This window comes from Atlantibacter sp. MEI4A-1023 (assembly GCF_056155425.1).
In genome coordinates, this window is record NZ_CM149568.1 from 3,212,301 (window position 1) to 3,232,811 (window position 20,511).

The 20,511-nt window shown below is 56.5% G+C and carries 21 protein-coding genes; 5 read left to right on the forward strand and 16 right to left on the reverse strand.

From position 1 onward, the window contains the following. The first annotated feature begins 181 nt into the window (after positions 1 to 181). A complete protein-coding gene (gene yfcC, locus ACVV26_RS15295; protein ID WP_474798100.1) occupies positions 182 to 1,708 on the forward strand; it encodes a putative basic amino acid antiporter YfcC in 1,527 nt (508 codons plus the stop codon). A 48-nt stretch (positions 1,709 to 1,756) separates the two neighbouring features. Here yfcC and yfcD read toward each other — a convergent pair whose 3' ends face one another. The 3 genes from yfcD to yfcF are packed head-to-tail and all read right to left on the reverse strand — an operon-like array spanning position 1,757 to position 3,619. Continuing rightward, positions 1,757 to 2,311, reverse strand: a complete 555-nt coding sequence (yfcD, locus tag ACVV26_RS15300; protein WP_312978258.1) for an NUDIX hydrolase YfcD — start codon at positions 2,309 to 2,311, stop codon at positions 1,757 to 1,759. Between the two features lie 54 nt (positions 2,312 to 2,365). After that, positions 2,366 to 2,917 (reverse strand): phosphodiesterase, encoded by a 552-nt coding sequence (yfcE, locus tag ACVV26_RS15305; protein WP_474801867.1) that lies wholly within the window; start codon positions 2,915 to 2,917, stop codon positions 2,366 to 2,368. 57 nt (positions 2,918 to 2,974) lie between these two features. After that, entirely contained in the window at positions 2,975 to 3,619 is a 645-nt protein-coding gene (yfcF, locus tag ACVV26_RS15310) for a glutathione transferase (protein ID WP_474798102.1), read from the reverse strand. Positions 3,620 to 3,748: 129 nt separating this feature from the next. Between yfcF and yfcG the strand changes: the two genes are divergently transcribed. From yfcG to ACVV26_RS15325, 3 genes are all read left to right on the forward strand, one after another. Then, on the forward strand, positions 3,749 to 4,378 hold the full coding sequence (gene yfcG / locus ACVV26_RS15315; protein WP_312978254.1) for a GSH-dependent disulfide bond oxidoreductase: 630 nt from the start codon (positions 3,749 to 3,751) through the stop codon (positions 4,376 to 4,378). A gap of 77 nt (positions 4,379 to 4,455) precedes the next feature. Next, positions 4,456 to 4,818, forward strand: coding sequence for a dihydroneopterin triphosphate 2'-epimerase (folX, locus tag ACVV26_RS15320; protein WP_312978252.1), 363 nt, complete (start codon positions 4,456 to 4,458; stop codon positions 4,816 to 4,818). An 18-nt stretch (positions 4,819 to 4,836) separates the two neighbouring features. Next, entirely contained in the window at positions 4,837 to 5,730 is an 894-nt protein-coding gene (locus ACVV26_RS15325; protein ID WP_474798104.1) for a TIGR01777 family oxidoreductase, read from the forward strand. Between the two features lie 31 nt (positions 5,731 to 5,761). On the opposite strand, the gene ACVV26_RS15330 is transcribed toward ACVV26_RS15325, so the two are convergent. The 3 genes from ACVV26_RS15330 to dalD form a co-directional block, all read right to left on the reverse strand. After that, positions 5,762 to 7,042, reverse strand: coding sequence for an MFS transporter (locus ACVV26_RS15330; RefSeq protein ID WP_474798106.1), 1,281 nt, complete (start codon positions 7,040 to 7,042; stop codon positions 5,762 to 5,764). Positions 7,043 to 7,113: 71 nt separating this feature from the next. Then, positions 7,114 to 8,580 carry a xylulokinase gene (gene xylB / locus ACVV26_RS15335; protein WP_474798107.1) on the reverse strand — a complete coding sequence of 489 codons (1,467 nt, stop codon included), beginning with the start codon at positions 8,578 to 8,580 and terminating at the stop codon, positions 7,114 to 7,116. Between the two features lie 10 nt (positions 8,581 to 8,590). After that, on the reverse strand, positions 8,591 to 9,985 hold the full coding sequence (dalD, locus tag ACVV26_RS15340; protein ID WP_474798108.1) for a D-arabinitol 4-dehydrogenase: 1,395 nt from the start codon (positions 9,983 to 9,985) through the stop codon (positions 8,591 to 8,593). A 192-nt stretch (positions 9,986 to 10,177) separates the two neighbouring features. On the opposite strand from dalD, the gene ACVV26_RS15345 reads away from it, so the two are divergent. Continuing rightward, entirely contained in the window at positions 10,178 to 11,125 is a 948-nt protein-coding gene (locus tag ACVV26_RS15345; RefSeq protein WP_474798109.1) for a sugar-binding transcriptional regulator, read from the forward strand. 51 nt (positions 11,126 to 11,176) lie between these two features. Here the strand turns inward: ACVV26_RS15345 and hisP are convergent, their stop codons facing one another. The 10 genes from hisP to folC form a co-directional block, all read right to left on the reverse strand. Next, on the reverse strand, positions 11,177 to 11,950 hold the full coding sequence (gene hisP / locus ACVV26_RS15350; RefSeq protein WP_474798110.1) for a histidine ABC transporter ATP-binding protein HisP: 774 nt from the start codon (positions 11,948 to 11,950) through the stop codon (positions 11,177 to 11,179). Between the two features lie 11 nt (positions 11,951 to 11,961). Next, entirely contained in the window at positions 11,962 to 12,678 is a 717-nt protein-coding gene (gene hisM / locus ACVV26_RS15355; protein ID WP_312978238.1) for a histidine ABC transporter permease HisM, read from the reverse strand. Next, entirely contained in the window at positions 12,675 to 13,361 is a 687-nt protein-coding gene (locus tag ACVV26_RS15360; protein ID WP_474798111.1) for a histidine ABC transporter permease HisQ, read from the reverse strand. Before ACVV26_RS15360 ends, hisM begins: the two co-directional genes overlap by 4 nt. Positions 13,362 to 13,461: 100 nt before the next feature. Then, the gene (gene hisJ, locus ACVV26_RS15365) at positions 13,462 to 14,244 is read right to left on the reverse strand and encodes a histidine ABC transporter substrate-binding protein HisJ (protein ID WP_312978234.1); all 783 of its coding nucleotides are present in this window, start codon (positions 14,242 to 14,244) and stop codon (positions 13,462 to 13,464) included. A gap of 273 nt (positions 14,245 to 14,517) precedes the next feature. Beyond that, positions 14,518 to 15,300 (reverse strand): lysine/arginine/ornithine ABC transporter substrate-binding protein ArgT, encoded by a 783-nt coding sequence (argT, locus tag ACVV26_RS15370; RefSeq protein ID WP_474798112.1) that lies wholly within the window; start codon positions 15,298 to 15,300, stop codon positions 14,518 to 14,520. Between the two features lie 272 nt (positions 15,301 to 15,572). Continuing rightward, positions 15,573 to 16,142 (reverse strand): UbiX family flavin prenyltransferase, encoded by a 570-nt coding sequence (locus ACVV26_RS15375; protein WP_474798113.1) that lies wholly within the window; start codon positions 16,140 to 16,142, stop codon positions 15,573 to 15,575. A 139-nt stretch (positions 16,143 to 16,281) separates the two neighbouring features. After that, positions 16,282 to 17,799 carry an amidophosphoribosyltransferase gene (gene purF / locus ACVV26_RS15380; RefSeq protein WP_312978228.1) on the reverse strand — a complete coding sequence of 506 codons (1,518 nt, stop codon included), beginning with the start codon at positions 17,797 to 17,799 and terminating at the stop codon, positions 16,282 to 16,284. A gap of 38 nt (positions 17,800 to 17,837) precedes the next feature. Then, positions 17,838 to 18,323, reverse strand: coding sequence for a colicin V production protein (cvpA, locus tag ACVV26_RS15385; protein WP_144130246.1), 486 nt, complete (start codon positions 18,321 to 18,323; stop codon positions 17,838 to 17,840). Positions 18,324 to 18,545: 222 nt separating this feature from the next. Beyond that, entirely contained in the window at positions 18,546 to 19,253 is a 708-nt protein-coding gene (gene dedD, locus ACVV26_RS15390; protein ID WP_312978226.1) for a cell division protein DedD, read from the reverse strand. Continuing rightward, positions 19,243 to 20,511, reverse strand: coding sequence for a bifunctional tetrahydrofolate synthase/dihydrofolate synthase (gene folC, locus ACVV26_RS15395; RefSeq protein WP_474798115.1), 1,269 nt, complete (start codon positions 20,509 to 20,511; stop codon positions 19,243 to 19,245). Before folC ends, dedD begins: the two co-directional genes overlap by 11 nt.

Below are 20,511 nucleotides of genomic sequence, written 5' to 3' on the forward strand. Positions count from 1 at the left end.
TGCACAGCCACTACGCTGTGCATCCGAAAGCCGGAAACAGCGCCCTGTTTCCGGCTTTTTTATCTTAAAAATCAGAGCAGAGTAAAAATCGGATTTGTTCATTTCTCTGCGTGTCATCAATGAATAGCTATTCGCCTGTTTGCATAATTATCGCTTTGCCATGCAACAGGGATAGTGTGTTATGTCTGCAGTCACCGAGTCTCCATCTAAGCCAGCCAAAAAATGGGCGATGCCCGATACGCTGGTCATCATCTTTTTTGTCGCCATACTGACCAGTCTTGCCACTTGGGTGGTGCCGGTAGGGATATTTGATAGCCAGGAAGTGCAATATCAGGTCGATGGTCAAAGCAAAACCCGTAAAGTCGTTGACCCTCACTCGTTTCGCATCCTGACTAACGATGCAGGGGAAGAACAGTACCATCGGGTGCAGTTTTTCAGCACCGGCGATGAACGGCCAGGCCTGATGAACTTCCCGTTTGAAGGGTTAACCTCCGGTTCTAAATTCGGCACTGCCGTTGGGATCATCATGTTTATGCTGGTGATCGGCGGCGCGTTTGGCATCGTGATGCGTACCGGCACCATCGATAACGGTATCCTGGCACTGATCCGCCACACCCGAGGCAATGAAGCGCTGTTTATCCCGGTGCTGTTTATCCTGTTTTCGCTCGGTGGCGCGGTCTTTGGCATGGGCGAGGAGGCGGTGGCGTTCGCTATCATTATCGCGCCGCTAATGGTGCGCCTGGGATATGACAGCATCACCACGGTGCTTGTCACCTACATCGCCACCCAAATCGGCTTTGCCAGTTCATGGATGAACCCTTTTTGCGTGGTGGTGGCCCAGGGTATCGCGGGTTTGCCGGTGCTCTCGGGGTCAGGGTTGCGGATCGTCGTGTGGATAGTTTCCACACTGATTGGCCTGCTGTTCACGTTGGCCTATGCCGCACGGGTGAAGAAAAATCCTCACCTGTCGCGTGTTTATGAATCAGATCGTTTTTTCCGCGAACAGCAGGATGACGTCATCAAGCGGCCTTTTACCCTGGGCGACTGGCTGGTTCTGCTGGTGCTCACCGGCGTGATGATTTGGGTGGTCTGGGGCGTTATCGTCAACGCGTGGTTTATTCCCGAGATTGCCAGCCAGTTTTTCACTATGGGCCTGGTGATTGGCCTGATTGCGGTAGTGTTCCGCCTCAACGGCATGACGATAAACGTCATGGCCTCCTCGTTTACCGAGGGCGCGAAGATGATGATCGCCCCTGCCCTGCTGGTCGGTTTCGCTAAAGGGATACTGCTGCTGGTGGGCAGCGGCGAAGCCGGGGAAGCCAGCGTGCTGAATACGCTACTCAACAGTATCGCCAACGGCATCAGCGGGCTGGATAACGCTGTGGCCGCCTGGTTTATGCTGCTGTTTCAGGCGGTGTTTAATTTCTTTGTGACTTCGGGTTCCGGCCAGGCGGCATTAACCATGCCATTGCTGGCGCCGCTGGGCGATTTGGTGGGCGTAAACCGTCAGGTCACGGTGCTGGCGTTCCAGTTTGGCGACGGGTTCAGCCATATCATCTACCCAACATCGGCTTCGCTGATGGCCACGCTCGGCGTTTGCCGGGTGGATTTCCGCAACTGGATTAAGGTGGGGGCAACGCTGCTGGGACTGCTGTTTATCATGTCGAGCGTGGTGGTGATTGGCGCACAGCTGATGGGCTACCATTAAATCGGGGATTGCCCTCGCCAGAGCTGGCGAGGGCATCTGATGCGGTAATTATTCCGTCTCTTCCTGCTTCTCTTTTTTAGCCGATTCATTTTTGGCGTTACGGGTCATCCACAACGCGAGCGCTTTCAGGGAGTCCGGGGTAAATTCATCGCAGCGCGCGGTGATCTCTTCCGGTTCCATCCAGCTTACTTCGCTTACTTCTTCTTCCTGAAGCGCAAACGGCCCGTGGGATACGCAGCTAAACAAACCGCCCCACACCCGGCAATGTTCATCCTCGAAATAGAACATGCCGTGCTCGGCAAACGGCACGCCTGCAATGCCCAACTCCTCTTCGGCTTCGCGACGTGCAGAATCCAGCATCGTTTCCTCTGACTGCACCACGCCGCCTGCGGTGGCATCCAGCATGCCGGGCAGGAAATCTTTGTTTTCGGTACGGCGCTGCACCAGAATTTTGCCCATCCCGTCATGCACCACGATATAAGTTGCACGATGCCTCAGGCGTTCAGCACGCATCTGCTCACGACTGCACTGGGCGATAACTTCATTGTCTTCACTGACAATATCGACCCATTCCGTCCCCGCCAAATGATTCTGCTCAACCATTAGAAAACCTTTTAGAGAAGCGCTCTCACGGCGCATATTTAGTAAGTGGGTAAATTACGGGGTAATTGCCATCTGCGCAATAACCCGGCAATCATCCAGCGTCTGAATGCTCAGAACGCCATCATTCAGCATGCCATAACTCGGGGCAAAGCCCCCTTTGGGTATGCTTACAGAACCCGGGTTGAACAGCAGGCAGCTTTCGCCTTGTTGCGCCACAGGGATATGAGTATGACCATAAACAAACACATCTCGTTCACTTAAGGGTGGCAGATTCTCCGGCTGCCAGAGGTGGCCGTGAGTTAAAAAAAGCCGCTGTTCCGCCAATAACACCTGTTGCCAGGGTGCGGTGATCGGGAAGTTAAGCAGCATCTGGTCCACTTCGCTGTCGCAGTTGCCGCGCACCGCGATAATTTGCGATGCATAAGCGTTGAGTTTTTCTGCGACCTGCGCTGGCGCGTAACCTTCAGGCAACGCATTGCGCGGGCCGTGATTCAGCAGGTCGCCCAGTAAAATCAACCACCGCGCGCCGCTCTGTTCAAACAGCGCCAGTACCCGTTCCGTGGCGGGTAGAGAACCATGAATATCTGATGCGAACATCAGTTTCATCATTCACCTCTTAAGCAAAATTCAGTAACAGGATAATAGCCGATCCCGCCACGCTTATCAGCCTGCGCGCTTAGCAGAGAGTGCCACATAGCGCTGAACCGATGCCCGCTGCCACTGGAATGTCGCGTAATCCGCCAGCGCTTCCGGCACCGCGTCACCGTTCAGCACCAGTCGGTTGAGCATCAGCGCCAAATCCGTGTCGGCAATGCACCACTCGCCAAACAGGTTTTGCTGCCCGTCGCGCAGCAGGGAACCGGCGATGGCGAACAGCTTTTGCGCCGCCTGCTGCCCTGCCGGGGTGAGCGGAGAGCGCTTAGCGCCCGCAAACACCACATCGGTAGGGCGCTCTTCGCGGATCGGCATCAGATCGCTACGCAGCCAAGCCTGCACCTGGCGCGCCTGGGCGCGTTTTTCCCGGTCGTGCGGATAAATACGCTCCCATACAGGAGGCGCAAAACGCTCGTCGAGATACTCATCAATGGCGGAAGACTCGCTAAGCAGAAAGCCGTCAATCTCCAGCAACGGCACCCGCCGGGTCAGGTTGAAGCCCTGCCAGTCGACCTGTTGGTGCTGTCCGCTATCCAGATCGACGGTTTTCAGGGTGAAGTTCAGCCCTTTTTCCTTCAGGGCGACATAAACAGACATGACGTACGGGCTGAAATAATTTGCATCGGACCAAAGTGTTATCACGGGCTGGCTCATAATTCCTCGCATCTTCTGGACGTTTAACAAAAAACTATCCTGGAAATCCCTGTCTGTCATCTGATGAAAATGCCTGTACTCACTATACTTTTTAGTTGAGCCATTCATGACGTCATTTCGGGAGCGGTTATGATCGATCTGTTTTATGCCCCAACGCCAAACGGCCACAAAATCACCCTTTTTCTGGAGGAAGCGGGCCTGGAATACCGGCTTCATCGCGTGGATATCGGCAAGGGCGAGCAGTTTCGCCCGGAGTTTCTGGCGATTTCGCCTAACAATAAAATCCCGGCCATTGTCGACCACGATCCCGTGGACGGCGGCGCGCCGCTGAGCCTGTTCGAATCCGGGGCGATTTTGCTGTACCTCGCCGAGAAAACCGGCAAGTTCCTGAGCGGTGAGCTGCGCGAGCGGGAAGCCACGCTACAGTGGCTGTTCTGGCAAGTAGCAGGGTTTGGCCCGATGCTCGGCCAGAATCACCACTTCAACCATTTCGCCCCGCAGCCGGTGCCCTACGCTATTGAGCGCTACCAGGTCGAAACTCAACGTCTGTACGGCGTGCTGAATAAACGGCTGGAAAAATCCCCCTGGCTGGGCGGCAGCCATTACAGCATTGCCGATATCGCGACCTATCCGTGGGTAGCGTCGCATGAGCGCCAGCGCATCCCGCTGGAGAACTATCCGGCGGTGAGCAACTGGTTCGAGCGCATTCGCAACCGGCCCGCAACCCTGGCGGCGTGGAAAAAAGCGGAGGTGGTCTAAGTCTGGCGCAGCGCGCGTGGGCGAGACGGTCGCGGCAAGGTATGATAGCGAGGCATAACCCTTATGGAGAGAGTTTCATGTCACAGCCGGACGCCATCATCCGCATCAAAAATTTACGCCTGCGCGCTTTTATTGGCATCAAGGAAGAAGAGATCGCCAACCGGCAAGATATTGTTATCAATGCGGCGATCCACTACCCCGCCGATCGTGCGCGGACCAGCGAAGACATTCAGGACGCATTAAATTATCGCACTATTACCAAAGCCATCATTCAGCACGTCGAGAATAACCGGTTCTCTTTGCTCGAAAAATTAACTCAGGATGTGCTCGATATCGTACGGGAACATCACTGGGTCACCTATGCTGAAGTGGAGATCGATAAACTTCACGCGCTACGCTATGCCGACTCGGTGTCGATGACCATGAGCTGGCGGCGCTAAGCGCAACCGGGAGGTTGCATGAATATTCTGGTTACCGGCGGCACTGGCCTGATTGGCCGCCATCTGGTGCCACGGCTGTTGGTGCTGGGGCATAACGTGACGGTAGTGACGCGCGACCCGGAAAAAGCGCGCTCCCGGCTCGATCAACGGGTTAACGTCTGGAAAGGGCTGTCCGACGCGCAGGATTTAGATGAGTTCGACGCCGTGATTAACCTGGCGGGCGAGCCCATTGCTGATAAGCGCTGGACGGCGGCGCAGAAACAGCGGCTGTGCCAGAGCCGCTGGCAAATTACCCAGCGCCTGGTTACGTTGATCAAAGCCAGCGATAACCCACCCTCGGTACTGATTTCCGGGTCAGCCACCGGCTATTACGGCGACCTCGGCGAAGTGGTGGTGACGGAAGATGAACCGCCGCATAACGAATTTACCCACAAGCTGTGCGCCAAATGGGAGCAAATCGCCAGCCAGGCGCAAAGCGATAAAACCCGCGTCTGCCTGCTGCGCACCGGCGCGGTGTTCGCCCCGGAGGGCGGGATGCTGGGGAAAATTGTGCCGCTGTTCCGCACCGGTTTGGGGGGGCCGATGGGCAACGGGCGTCAGTATCTGGCCTGGATCCACGTCGATGACATGGTGAACGGCATTCTCTGGCTGCTGAATAACGACCTGCGCGGGCCGTTCAATATGGTGTCGCCGTATCCGGTACGCAACGAGCAGTTCGCGCATACCCTGGGGCATGTGATGAGTCGTCCGGCGTTTATCCGCGCCCCTGCCACTGCCATTAAATTGATGATGGGGGAATCCGCCGTACTGGTGCTCGGTGGGCAACGGGCATTGCCGAAGCGGCTGGAAGAGTCCGGGTTTGGCTTTCGCTGGTTCGATTTAGAAGAAGCGCTACATGACGTGGTGCGGTAAATAACAAGGGCCGCTATTGCGGCCCTTAATGTTAAATACGCTGTTGTGAATAGCCGTCTGAGGCATCCACCGCTTTCGCGGCCCGTTTGGGCTGCGGCACCTTGATGATAAAGGTCAACACGCCAGCGAACAGATACAAACCGGTGTACGCCCACACCACGCCGACAATATCGAAAAACGGTAGGATCAGCGACGCAATGGCGGGTGCGACAAAGTTACTCATGCCAGCCGACAGGTTATAAATTGAAACCGCCGCGCCTTTATGATGCGGCTCAAGCGTAGGAAACACCGCCGTCATCGGCACAAAGGCGGCGACGAAAATCCCCAGCAGCACCGCCGGGATCAGCGCTATCGCAAAATTGTGGCCCGCCCACATTGGCAGATAGTAAAACGACAGGCTGGCGATCGCCATGCCCAGACAGCCGAACCAACGTACCTGGCGGATCCAGCCGATATACTCGCCCATAATTCCCCAAAAGATATTGGTGAAGATGGTGACGAAGAAGAACACCGCCCAGATTTGCAGCCATTCCGAAATGGTAAAACCGAGACGATCGACAAACAGCAGCGGCATAACAATCGCGAAACCGAACAGCGACAGCGTGTTGATAATGCGGATAAGACATGCGTAGAACACATCCCGGTTGGTAAACAGGATCGTCACCGCCCGGGAAAGCTCGGTCATTTTCTCTTTCATCGGCAGATTCACCCGCGAGCGATCCACCGGCACGTTGCGCAGGCTGATCAGCGCCGTCACGCCGCCCACGGCCACCCAGCCAATCGCCATCCACAGCGTGCCGGTTTCGCCCATCATCGGAATGGTAAAGCTCGGCAGATAACTGCCGACTACGCCGATGCCCACAGAGTACATTGCCCAGAACCAGCCGGTCGCTGCCGCCAGTTTCTCACGCGGCAACACCTGCACCAGCATCATCATGAACGAGTAGATAAACAGCGGATAAGCCAAGCCGCGAATACCGTAAAACAGCAGCATCAGCGGATAATTGCGCATCCCGAGCCCCAGCGCCATAAACAGCGCGTGCATCACGCACCACAGCACAAAGCCGATTGCCATGGCTTTTTGCGGGGTGATCAGTTCCGCCACGACGCCAGAGGCCCAGGCCGCCAGCGCGGCGGCAAAACCGTAAACGGCAAATACCATCGCCGACTGCGCCGGGCTGAATCCCATGTCGGTAATGTGTTTTGACAGGAACGCCATCTCGAAACCATCACCGCTCATAAAAATGGCGATAGCGATAAAACCCCACAGCAGATGTTTGGGTAACCCAAACCAGTATTGTTGCGATTGCATCACAATCTTCCTCTTCACAGGGTACAGGGGGCCAGGCGTCGGTGTCCGCGCCTGGCATTTATCATCATCAATCAGGGTAAGAGCGCGCGAGCCTGCCGCTGTTGCTGATACAGAAGACGGAACAGCGCGAGGCGTTTCTCCAGCCAGCCCTGGCGCGCGCGCGCGGGTTCGAACGCGTGCTGAACGGGCGGTTTACGGCAAACCGTTTGCTCATCAGCACCGCAGGCAAGCCAGGCTAACCGCGCCGCGCCTAACGCCCCCGAGGAGCTGGCCGGATGGGTGACAACGGTGAGGTCGAGCACGTCGGCGATCAACTGCGCCCACAGCGTGCTGCGCGCGCCGCCGCCGGTCAGACTGCAACGGGTGATGGTCTGCCGGGCGTCGCCCAGCACATCCATGCCGTCCGCAAGGCCGAATGCCACGCCTTCAATCACCGCATAGCCCAGCAGCGCGCGGCGAGTTTCATGGCGCAAGTTGAAGAAACTGCCGCTGGCCTCGGGGTCGTTGTGCGGCGTCCGCTCGCCGCTCAGGTACGGTAAGAACAGCGGCGCGCACTGTTTCTCCTCGTCGGTTAACAGCGCCATCTCTTCCATGAGCTGGCTTTCCGTTACCCCGAGCAGATTACATACCCAGCGCAGGCAACTGGCGGCGCTGAGCATTACGCTCATTTGATGCCAGCGTCCAGGCAGCGCGTGGCAGAAAGCGTGCACGCCGGAGGACGGATCGGCCTGGAGCGCGTCATTGACTACAAATATCACCCCGGAAGTGCCGAGCGAGATCAGCGCATCGCCGGGATTGACCGCGCCAACGCCCACCGCCGAGGTGGCGTTGTCGCCGCCGCCACCGGCAACCACCACGTCTGCGCTTAAGCCCCATTCGGTTGCCAGCGCCGCATCCAGCGTGGCGCTAACTTCGCTGCCTTCCACCAGGCGCGGCATCTGCTCACGGCATAAATCCGTGGCCGCCAGCAAAGCGTCAGACCAGTCGCGTTTTGCTACGTCAAGCCACAGCGTGCCTGCCGCGTCGGAGGGATCGCTCACGAACTCGCCGGTTAAGCGCCAACGCAGATAATCTTTCGGCAGCAGCACTTTATCGATCTGTTGAAAAATCTTCGGTTCATGACGCGCCACCCAGGCCAGCTTCGGCGCAGTAAAACCCGGCATGATCATATTGGCGCTGAGGGTCATGATTTCTGGATGGCGCTCGCGCAGGTCGTCACACTCCCGGTGGCTTCGCGTGTCGTTCCACAGGATGCAGGGGCGCAGTACCTCACCCTGTTTGTCCAGCAGCACCGCGCCGTGCATCTGGCCGGACAGGCCAATGGCGCGGATCGCCGCCCAGGCTTCCGGCACCTGCTGGCGCAGCGCCGCCACAACCTGACAGGTGGCCTGCCACCAGGCCTGCGGGTCCTGTTCCGCCCAGAGGGGATGCGGGCGCTGCACGGTCAGAGCGACATGTTGCGCAGCGACAATCTCACCCAGCTCATTAATCACCAGTGCTTTCAGTTCTGATGTGCCGATATCGATTCCCAGATACATAGCGCCCCCGTTACGCAGTCAGTGGTTGTGCGGTGGTTTCGTTCACCCAGGCTTGCATCCGGGCGACGGTGCGCACCATCAGCGCATGAAACGCGTCGTTACCCGCCAGCTCTGCAAATAACGCCTCATCCGAGGTAAAAGTTTTCAGCGGATCGGAACCGGCAAACAGCGCGCGGATAGTGTCAGGCTGCATGACGCCATCCTGGTATTCATACGGCAGTTCACCCTGCGCCCAGCGTTGGAGGAACAGGTAAAACAGCGCCGGGAGTACCGCGCTGGCCTGCGGCTCACTGCCGCGCGCGTAGCACTGAATTAAGGTCGGCGTCACCATGCCGGGGATTTTTGACAGTCCGTCGGCGGCGACGCGCTGGTTGGTATCTTTGATATGCGGATTGCTAAAGCGCGCCAGTACCACATCGCGATAGTCGCCTAAATTAAGTGGACTCGGAGTCAGAGACGGGATCACGTCCTGAGACACGTATTCCCAGGCCAGCTGGCGGATCACCGGATGACGGGTACTGTCGTCGATGTAAGAAAGCCCAATCAGTGTTCCCGCCCAGGCAATGCAGCTGTGGGTGGCGTTAAGAATGCGGATCTTGGCCTCTTCCCAGGGCAGCACCGAATCCACCAGCTCTACGCCAACCTTTTCCAGCGCCGGACGCCCGGCGATGAAATCATCTTCAATCACCCACTGAATAAACGACTCGCCCATGACCGACACGGCGTCCTTAATCCCCGTTGCCGCCTTGACGCGTTCCGCCACATCCGGCGTCGGGCGTGGTGTGATGCGGTCAACCATGGTATTCGGCGAGGTGGTATTGGCGCTCACCCAGTCATACAGCGCCGTTTCCTGCTTCGCTTTCAGGAACGAGAGAAAACCGTGGCGAAAGCGCTCGCCGTTATGACGCAAGTTATCGCAGTTCAGTAAGGTGACTGGCGCGCCGCCCATCTCAACGCGTCGTTTCAGGATGCGGGTGAGCGCGCCGTAAAGGGTTCGAATACCCTCCACTAAATCCGCCTTCACGTCCGCCTGAGTCAGATCCAGTTCGTGTTCTGGCGTCAGGTAATAGCCGCTTTCGGTGACGGTAAACGCGATAACGCGAGTGTGTGGATTTGCCCCCTGTTCCACCAGCGCGCTGATTTGCGCATCCCACGGCAACACCGTCTTAATGGAGGAAATGTGTTCGTAATGGCGTTCGCCCTCAGGCGAAACGGTTTCCAGCACATAAGCGCCTTGCTGCTTGTCCAGTTGCGTCAGCAAGGCGTTGGCGTCATCGCGAATATTTCCCAGCGCAATACTCCAACTGTCGTCGCCCTGCTCGCGCAGTTTGTGTAAGTACCACGCCTGATGAGCCCGATGAAAAGAACCGGCACCAATATGCATCCACACGCTTTGATTATTCATACACACCTCGGAATGAGTATTTGCCAAATTAATGAGCATTTGCCCGTTTTAAGTATGGTAGTCGCCATTACGCGATCCATTCCGGGAGTCGTGTCACAAAACAAAGCTTTTGCCCAACTCAATAGCAATTGCCCATTTTTGATATGTGCGCGGGCGCGATACACTACACACAGTTGAATCAGGGATTACGCTATGAGCAGAGAAGAGAAAAAACAGGAACAGGCTGCGCGGGCGGCATGGATGTATTACGTGGCAGGGCTGACTCAGCAGGAGATTGCCAAAACCCTGGGATTATCCAGGCAGGTGGCGCAACGCCTGATCTCCTCGGCGCGCGAACAGGGTATGGTGAGCGTGAAAATCGCCCATCCCGTCACGCACTGCCTGAAGCTGGCGGCGGCGCTACAGGAAAAATACGGTCTGTCGCTGTGTCGGGTAGTGCCGTCCGCCTCGCTGGATAACGAGGCTATTCAGCAGATGCTGGCGGTCGAAGGCGCGGAGGTGATGTCGCAATATATCGCTGACGAGCAGCCGCAGGTGTTTGGCGTCGGTTCCGGCAAAACGCTGCGGGCGATCATTGACGCCCTGCCCTGGAGCGAACGGCCACAGCATCACTGCGTTTCGATGATTGGGGCCATCGCGCGCGACGACTCCGGCACCCGCTATGACGTCCCGCTGCGCATGGCGGAAAAGATGCAGGGCAAATATTTTTTCATCCCCGCGCCGCTGTATGCGGATAACCCGGAGGATAAAAAAATGTGGTGCCAGCATCAGGTTTATCAGCGCGTCGCCGCACGGGCGCTGGATGCCCACGTCGCTTTTCTCGGCATCGGTGACGTCTCAGTCGGCTGCCCGCTGAATGCGGAAGGATTTATCACCGACGAGCAGGTACACCGTCTGGAAAAACGCGGCGTGGCGGGTGAAATGCTGGGCCATTTTTTCGATCATAACGGCGAGCGCATCATCAGCGAACTGGATGCGCTGTTAACCAGCGTGCCGCTGGAAAGCCATACCACGCGTCCGATCATTGGCTTTGCGGGTGGGGAAAAAAAATATCCCGCCATCCGGGCGGCGCTGCGCGGCGGCTGGGTTTCCGGGTTAGTGACCGACGAAGCCAGCGCGCTCAGGCTGCTGGACGAATAGCGCGTGAACGGGAAAGCGCCAGATACGGCCTTTCCCGTTGAGTGACCAGAGTTACTTCAGCGATCCTTTCAGGAACTGCTGCAAACGCGGGCTTCGCGGGTTGTTAAACAGCTCGTCCGGCGCGCCCTCTTCTTCGATTTTCCCCTGATGCAGGAAAATCACATGGCTGGAGACGTGGCGGGCAAACTCCATTTCGTGGGTAACCACCACCATGGTTTTGCCCTCTTCCGCCAGCTTCTGCATGATGCGCAACACTTCGCCCACCAGTTCCGGGTCCAGCGCCGAGGTTGGCTCATCAAACAGCAACACTTCCGGCTCCATGGCTAACGCACGGGCGATGGAAACGCGCTGCTGCTGGCCGCCGGAAAGGTGCACTGGGTATTTCCCCTGGGCGCGAGCGTCGATGCCCACTTTCTCAAGGTATTTCACCGCGCGCTCGCGGGCTTCCTGCTTGCTTAATCCCAGCACCTGCACCGGGGCTTCCATGACGTTTTCCAGTACCGTCATATGGCTCCACAGGTTGAAGTGCTGAAATACCATGGTCAAACGGGTACGCAACAGGCGCAGCTGGTTTTTATCCGCCACCTTCAACTGGCCGTCTTTATCGCGCACCAGGCCGATATTCTGGTTATTCACCACAATGGTGCCTTCGCTCGGTTTTTCGAGGAAGTTGATGCAGCGTAAAAAGGTGCTTTTCCCCGAGCCTGAGGAGCCGATGATGCTAATCACATCTCCGGCATTGGCCTTAAGCGAGACCCCTTTAAGCACTTCATGTTCGCCGTAGCGTTTGTGCAGGTCGGTAACGTTTAATTTATTGTCAGACATTCGTGGGCCACTCAGTGCGTTGAAGCAGGTTTAACATGCCCTAACCAGCGTCTCTCCGCGCGGCGGAACAGGCTTATCAGGACATAAGAAATCATGAGATAGAGCACCGCCGCAATACCGAAGGCGGTAAACGGCTGATAGGTCGCCGAGTTAATATCACGGGCGATTTTCAGCAGATCCGGCACGGTGGCGGTAAACGCCAGCGCCGTGGAGTGCAGCATCAAAATCACTTCATTGCTGTAGGCCGGCAGCGCGATACGCAGCGCCGAAGGCAGAATAATGCAGCGGTACATTTTAAAACGCGAGAAGCCATAGGCGCGCGCCGCTTCGATTTCGCCATGGGGTACCGAACGAATCGCCCCGGCGAAAATCTCGGTGGTATAGGCGCAGGTATTGAGCGTCAATGCCAGCACGGTACAGTTCAGGCCGCTGCGGAAAAAGGCGTTCAGCAGTTCGGTGCCTTTAACCACTTCCAGAGTGTACATGCCGGAGTAAAATACCAGCAACTGCACGTACAGCGGCGTACCGCGGAAGATATAGGTAAACAACCAGATGGGGAACTGGATAAATTTATTGCTGGAGACGCGGCCAATAGCGAGAAACACCGCCAGGATGCCGCCCATGACTACCGAAGAAATTAACAGCCACAGGGTGATCGCCACCCCGGTAAAACGGTAACCGTCGGTCCACAGCAGGGATTTCCAGTATTCCTGAATAATTTCAATCACAGGTCAGCCCTCTTTACACCCACCGTATAACGGCGCTCCAGCAGCAGCAGCACGCCGTTGGAAACGGTGGTAAACACTAAATAAATCACACCGCAGACCACGGCAAAGTAGAACGGCTCCCAGGTACTTTTACCGGCGAGCTGCGTGGCCTTGACCACATCTTCCAGTCCCAGCAGCGAGACCAGCGCGGTGGCTTTGAGGATAACCTGCCAGTTATTGCCGATCCCCGGCAGCGCAAAGCGCATCATCGCGGGGAACAGAACGCGGCGGAAGGTTTGCGCATTGGTGAATCCAAAGGCGGTAGCGGCTTCGATATGCCCTTTCGGCACCGCCATAAACGCGCCGCGAAAGGTTTCGGTGAAGTAAGCACCGTAGATAAATCCCAGCGTGATGATACCCGCGACCATCGGATCGATATCAAACTGCGCCAGGCCCAGCGCGTCGGTCACGGTATTCAGGGCGATTTGCAGCCCGTAGAAAATGAGCAACATCAAAACGAGATCGGGAACGCCGCGGATCAGCGTGGTATAGGCTTCAAACAGCAGCCCCAGCGCGCGGTTGCGTGACAGCTTTCCCGCCGCGCCCACCAGGCCAATGAGAACTGCCAGGATAACGGAGCTCAGCGCCAGTTCAAGCGTGACGATAGCCCCTTGTAAGATGACTTGTGAAAACCCATACAGCATGGTGCTTATCCTGTGATCAATATCTGTCTTAAATGAGCGCCTGACGGGTTAACCCTTATAACGCCCCGGCTAGCCGGGGCGCGGCAACTCTATGTGGCGATTAACCGCCGTACACGTCAAAGTCGAAGTATTTCTTAGCCAGTTTTTCGTAGGTGCCATCGGCACGCATTTCAGCAAATGCTTTGTTCAGCGCTTCACGCAGTTCGTTGTCTTCTTTACGAATACCCATGCCGGTGCCGACGCCGAACAGCTTCTCGTCTTTGATGGACGGGCCGCCGAATTTGTAATCTTTACCGATAGGCTGTTTCAGGAAACCTTCGCTGGCGGCGACTTCATCCTGGAACGCGGCCTGGATACGACCTGCGGTCAGGTCAGAATAGATATTGTCCTGGCCCTGATAGGAAACGATTTCTACGCCTTTTGGTGCCCAGTGCACGTTGCCGTAGGTTTCCTGGGTGGTGCCCTGCAATACGCCGACGCGTTTGCCTTTCAGCTTCTCAAGATTCGGTTCAATATCAGAATCTTTTGCCACCACCAGACGGGAATCCGCCGCGTAGAGTTTGTCGGTGAATGCGATTTCCTGCTGACGTTTTTCGGTGATGGAAAGCGACGACATAATGGCGTCGATTTTTTTCGCTTTCAAAGACGGGATCAGCGCATCCAGCGGGTTTTCAACGAAGGTACATTGGGTCTGGATGCGTTTACACAGCTCTTTCGCCAAATCGATATCAAAACCGACTAATTCTCCCTGCGCATTCTTCGATTCGAAGGGTGCATAAGTGGGATCGGTGCCGATACGGAGATTTTTTGGAATCGCGGCGAACGCGGTGGAAACACTGGAAAACGCCAGTACCAGAGAAAGGGATAACACCAACTTTTTCATAGCAATCCTCGGTGAGTTGTCTTTTTGTGTTGTAGTGCTCTAAACATCGAGACAGCACGTATCGTGCCACTGTTATGCGCATTTAGGCAAAAAAATATGCCCGCCCACGCGGATTTTTTTCGCTTACGATGCTTAATTATTCACTCGACGCGCTAAAACAGTGCGCTGTATGCACCATAACGCAACATCGTCGGTAAATTGCACCAAAAAAGTGAGGCGCTATGGAATGACCGTTACCAAAAGCCGCGCCCGGGCGAACCGGGCGCGTCCGTATTAGTCACCGTAGACGTTAAAGTCGAAGTATTTCTTCGCCATTTTGTCGTAAGTGCCGTCTTTACGCAGCTCATCAAAGGCTTTATCAAAGGCTGCTTTCAGCTCGGTGTCGCTCTGGCGCAGGCCGATACCGGTGCCATCGCCAAAGTATTTTTTATCTTTCACTGACGGGCCGGCAAACGCGAACTCTTTACCCGCTGGCTGCTTCAGGAAACCTTCGCTGGCGGCGACTTCATCCTGGAACGCGGCATCAAGGCGGCCTGCTGCCAGGTCGGAGTAGATCAAATCCTGGTTCTGGTACGCCACCACATCGACGCCTTTGTTACGCCAGTTATCGTTGGCAAACCCTTCCTGGGTAGAGCCCTGCAACACACCGACGTGCTTGCCTTTCAGCGACTCGATGGTAGGCTGGATCGGCGAGCCTTTGGAGGCGATCAGGCGGGAATCCGCCGCGTACAGTTTTTCTGAGAAGGCGATTTCCTGCTGGCGTTTTTCAGTAATCGATAACGAAGAGATAATCGCGTCGATTTTTTTGGCTTTCAGCGACGGGATCAACGAGTCGAAATCGCTGCCCACCCAAGTACATTTCACCGCCATGCGCTTGCACATCTCATTACCGAGATCGATATCGAAACCCACGAAATCGCCTTTGGCGTCTTTAGAAGAGAATGGTGCGTAGGTGGCGTCCGTCCCAATACGAACCGTCTGCGGTAGCGCGGCGAACGCGCTGGACGCCACGGAGAGCCCCAGCAGCAATGACAGTGCAATAGCCTTCTTCTTCATACGTTACCCTCAAGTGGTTTTCTTTGTGTTGTTTATATTGTTGTGTTGCTACTTTGCATTGCACTTCCTGTGCCAGTTTTCGCGGAACGGGCGAGCCCCGGCAGATGTTAAGTAAAAGTTACAATAAAGTAGATGTAGTGAAAGATAGCATTACGAAGGGGAATGTCTTTAGCGGAAATGCGTGAACGGGGATTATATTTTCAGGATTTGATCGCGGTTACAAAAATGCCCCAAAATGAGGCGCTCAGATTTCGACGCACCGAACAGATGCGTCAGGCTCCCTGCCAGCGATGGAAAAGATCTTCCGGCAGTTCGATATCCAACTGGTCCAGTACCCGGTTCACCGTCTGGTTAATCACGTCATTGAGTGTGGCGGGCTGATGATAAAACGCAGGCATCGGCGGCATTATTACCGCGCCTAGCTCGGCGGCCTGGGTCATCAGGCGCAGATGTCCGACATGCAGCGGGGTCTCCCGCACGCACAGAATTAACGGACGGCGTTCTTTCAACACGACGTCTGCGGCGCGGGTCAGCAACCCATCGGTGTAGCTGTGCACGATACCGGAGAGGGTTTTGATGGAGCATGGCAGGATAACCATGCCGGAGGTGCGAAACGACCCGGATGAAATGCTGGCGGCGATATCCCGCGCATCGTGGACTACATCAGCCAACGCCTGCACATCGCGCAGCGATAGCGAGGTTTCCAGCGCCAGCGTCTGGCGTGCGGCCTGGCTCATGATCAGATGGGTTTCGACGTCAGGCACCGATTGCAGCACCTGCAACAGCCGAACCCCATAAATCGCTCCGCTTGCCCCGGAAATGCCTACGATGAGTCGTTTCATTAGTTTTTGCCTGAACGGAAAATACGTGGGCAAACTTTGCCGCAACAGAGAGGGATATGCAAGTTAGCCAGGCATTAAAGGGAAATGCACAGAGAAGGAATGAAAAATCCCTCCCGGTGGCCCGGAAGGGATCGACGTTTTACCCTTCGTTATGCATCTCTAAATTCTCCACTTCGTTCTGGCGCAGCACCGCTTTGGCGTCGTCATTACGCAGGGATTCAAGATACTCCAGATATTGCTGGTCAACGTCTTTCGTGACGTAAACGCCGTTAAACACCGAGCATTCAAACTGCTGAATATCGGGGTTCTCGGCGCGTACCGCTTCAATCAGATCGTCCAGGTCCTGGAAAATCAGCCCGTCTGCGCCGATGATCTGGCGGATTTCATCCACTTCGCGCCCGTGGGCAATCAGCTCGTTAGCGCTCGGCATATCAATGCCGTAGACGTTCGGGAAACGAATTTCCGGCGCGGCAGAGGCCAGATAAACCTTTTTCGCACCCGCCTCACGCGCCATCTCGATAATCTGCTCAGAGGTGGTGCCGCGAACGATAGAATCATCCACCAGCAATACGTTCTTATCGCGGAATTCTGCGCGGTTGGCGTTGAGCTTGCGGCGCACCGATTTACGGCGCAGATGCTGGCCCGGCATGATAAAGGTGCGGCCCACGTAGCGGTTTTTCACAAAACCCTGGCGGTACGGCTTATTCAGGATGTGGGCAATCTCCAGCGCGATATCGCAGGAGGTTTCCGGGATTGGGATGACCACGTCGATATCGAGATCTTCCCATTCACGGGCGATTTTCTCGCCGAGCTTTTTACCCATGCCGACGCGGGCGCTGTACACGGAAATCTTGTCGATAAACGAGTCAGGGCGCGCAAAGTAGACATACTCGAACAGGCACGGATTGCTGGCCGGGTTATCGGCGCACTGGCGGGTAAACAGCTGGCCCTTCTCGGTGATGTAAATCGCCTCGCCGGGCGCGACGTCGCGTAAGAATTCGAAGCCCAGGGTATCCAGCGCCACGCTCTCAGAGGCCACCATATACTCGGTGCGGCCATCGCCGATATCGCGCTTGCCCAGCACCAGCGGGCGGATGCCGTTCGGATCGCGGAACGCCACCATGCCGTGGCCGATAATCATCGCCACACAGGCATACGCGCCGCGGATCAGGCGGTTAGTCGCGGCGATGGCGGCAAAAATGTTGTCCGCTTCAAGCGGGTAATGACGGAAGTTATCCAGTTCGCTGGCGAATACGTTCAGCAGAACTTCGGAATCCGAGGTGGTATTGATATGGCGGCGCTTCTCTTCAAACAGCATCCGGCGCAGTTCGTGCGCGTTGGTCAGGTTGCCGTTATGCGCCAGGGTGATCCCGTACGGGGAGTTCACATAAAAGGGTTGTGCTTCGGAGGCACTTGAACTGCCTGCTGTCGGATAACGCACATGGCCGATACCCATATTGCCTTGCAGACGCTGCATATGGCGGGCTTCGAATACATCACTCACCAGGCCGTTGGCTTTGCGCAGGCGAAAGCCGTTGTTTGCATCAATGGTGATGATGCCTGCGGCATCCTGCCCACGGTGCTGAAGCACCGTTAACGCGTCATAAATAGACTGGTTTACCGGCATAACACCGGCGATACCGACAATACCGCACATGTTGTCTTTTCCTCATTAAGAGACTGCCCCCGGCACAATTACCGGGGTAAGAAACTTGACGAGCTTTGCAGATAGTCAAAAAACCATCTGATGATGAAACTGAATTGCGGGATAAGCTGCGATTTTTGCCAGTCGTCGCTTTTGGAAAAGCCGGTAAAGGTATCAAGAAAGAACAGAATGGCGGAGACGATAAGCGCACCGCGCAGCGCGCCAAAACAGATCCCCAACACCCTGTCTGTACCCGACAGGCCGGTTTTCTCCACCAGCGCGCCAATCACATAGTTGACGATCGCGCCGACAATCAGCGTCGCAACAAACAGCACTGCGATCGCTATCCCATTACGTACCAGTTCGTCTTCAAAGCCAGTGAACCAAACCGCCAGGTAAGTGTAGTAGTGGCTGGCGACAAAAAAGGCACAGCCCCAGGTAACCAGCGATAACGCTTCACGCACAAACCCGCGGATAACGCTTACCAAACAGGAAAAGCCGATAACCGCGATGATGGCGTAATCTATCCAGACCATGAATGTGTCCTGTGATAAATCGCCCTGACGTCCAGTTCGGGGCGCATTCTAACAGAAAAAGAAAACGTTTGCGTAGGGATTTCCTTTCCCTTGCTCAATAAAAAAAGGCGTTGAAAAAATCTTCAACGCCGTGCTTTTTTCCCCGGTTCCCGCTGCGTTTCAGGGAGAGCTTCTTGTCTTATCTGTTATTTATCAACAGATAAGTCTGCTCATCCCCGACCATCAGTTTACGGAATAATTCATCACTACCCCGTTCAGCCCGGAAAGCTGGTTAAGCTCGCTAAGCGATCCTTTTAACTTATCGCGTGAGGCGTCCGGCCCAACCAGAATGCGGGTGATTTTACCCTGTACCGGCGTTGACGGCGACGTATAAACCCGGTACCCCGCGCCGCGCAGTTTACCAACAATTTCATTCACTTTGTCGGCATTTTTGAGCGCGCCCAACTGCACCACATAAGCTTTGCCGGTCGGCGGCGTATCCGGTTTAGCCGGTTCGGCTTTCTTCGGCGGTGCCTCTTCACTCAGCATCGCCAGCTGTTCGTCGGTTTTATCTTTTTGCGGTTTGGTCTGCGGTTTTTTCGGCGTGTCCTGCGCTTTCGGTTTGCCCGGCGGGACAGGCTCCGGTTCCGGCAGCGGATCGAGATTATTGGCGTTATTCGCCAGACGCCCGGTATCGATCGCCGAGGCCGCCGCGTTCGCCGCCCTCACCTCTTCCGCCGCGCCTTCCGGCGGCTGTGCGGGCAGCGCCTGCGTGGCGGCAGGCAGCATATCCGGCTCGTCGGTATCCCCTGGCTTCGGCACCAGCGGGATTGCCGCGAACTCATCCTGGTAATGTTTTTTCTGGCCGTCCAGCAGCCCTGGCAGCAAAATTACGCCCAGCGCGACCAGCACGATCGTGCCCACTAATCGGTTTTGAAATTTACTCGCCACCTCGCCTCCTCGCGTCCATCGCTTCCATTACATGCGCTACGGTATGAAACGAACCGCACACCAGTACGGTATCTTGCGGTTGAGCCTGCGCCATAGCGGCATCCCAGGCCTGCACCACGCTCTGATAGCGTTCACCCTGCTTCAGGTGTTCCAGCAGTTGCTCAGCCGTGGCACCGCGCGGGCCCTCCAGTGGGGCACAATACCAGCTATCCACCACCGGCTCCAGACAGGCCAGCGTGCCCGCAATATCTTTATCGTGCAGCATCCCGATGACCGCAAGCACTTTCCCGCCCGCAGGCAGGCGCTGCATCTGGCTCGCCAGATACGCTGCCGCATGGGGATTGTGCGCCACATCCAGAATCACGCGCGGCGATTCGCTGACGCACTGAAAACGCCCCGGCAGCAGCGCCTGTTCAATGCCCTGGCGGATAGCGGCTTCGCTCACCGCCAGCTGGCTGGCGCGGATCGCTGCCAGCGCCGTGGCGGCGTTCGGCTGCGGCACGTTAGGCAGCGGCAGATCGCGCAATTCACCCTGCGCATCCTGGAAATGCCAGCCGGTCTCGTTCGCCTGGTAATCCCAGTCTACGCCGCGCCGCGCCAGCAGCGCGCCTTTCTCCAGGGCAACCGCCGCGATGGAAGCGGGCATATCCGGCTCGCCGACGATGGCCGGTTTCCCGGCGCGGAACACGCCCGCTTTCTCACGGCCAATACTTTCGCGATCCGGCCCCAGCCAGTCAGTATGGTCGAGGGCGATACTGGTGATGACCGCCACATCGCAATCCACCAGGTTGGTGGCATCCAGACGCCCGCCGAGGCCCACTTCCAGAATCACCACATCCAGCGCCGACTGTTTAAACAACCACAGCGCCGACAGCGTGCCGTACTCGAAATAAGTCAGCGAGGTCTCGCCGCGCGCGGTCTCAATGGCGCTGAACGACGCGGTATGGTCGGATTCCGAAAGCTCCGCGCCCTGAATGCGCACCCGCTCGGTATAGCGCATCAGATGCGGCGAACTGTAGACGCCAACCCGCAGCCCAGCCGCCATCAGAATAGCTTCCAGCGTGCGGCAGGTGGTGCCTTTGCCGTTAGTGCCGGCAACCGTAAACACAAACGGCGCGGGCTTTTGAACGTCAAGGGTCGCCGCCACGCGCGATACGCGCTCCAGCCCCATGTCGATAGTTTTACTGTGCAGGTTTTCCAGATAAGAAAGCCACGTAGCCAGGGGCGACGTGGCGTGGGGAATGCAGTCTTTTTCCAT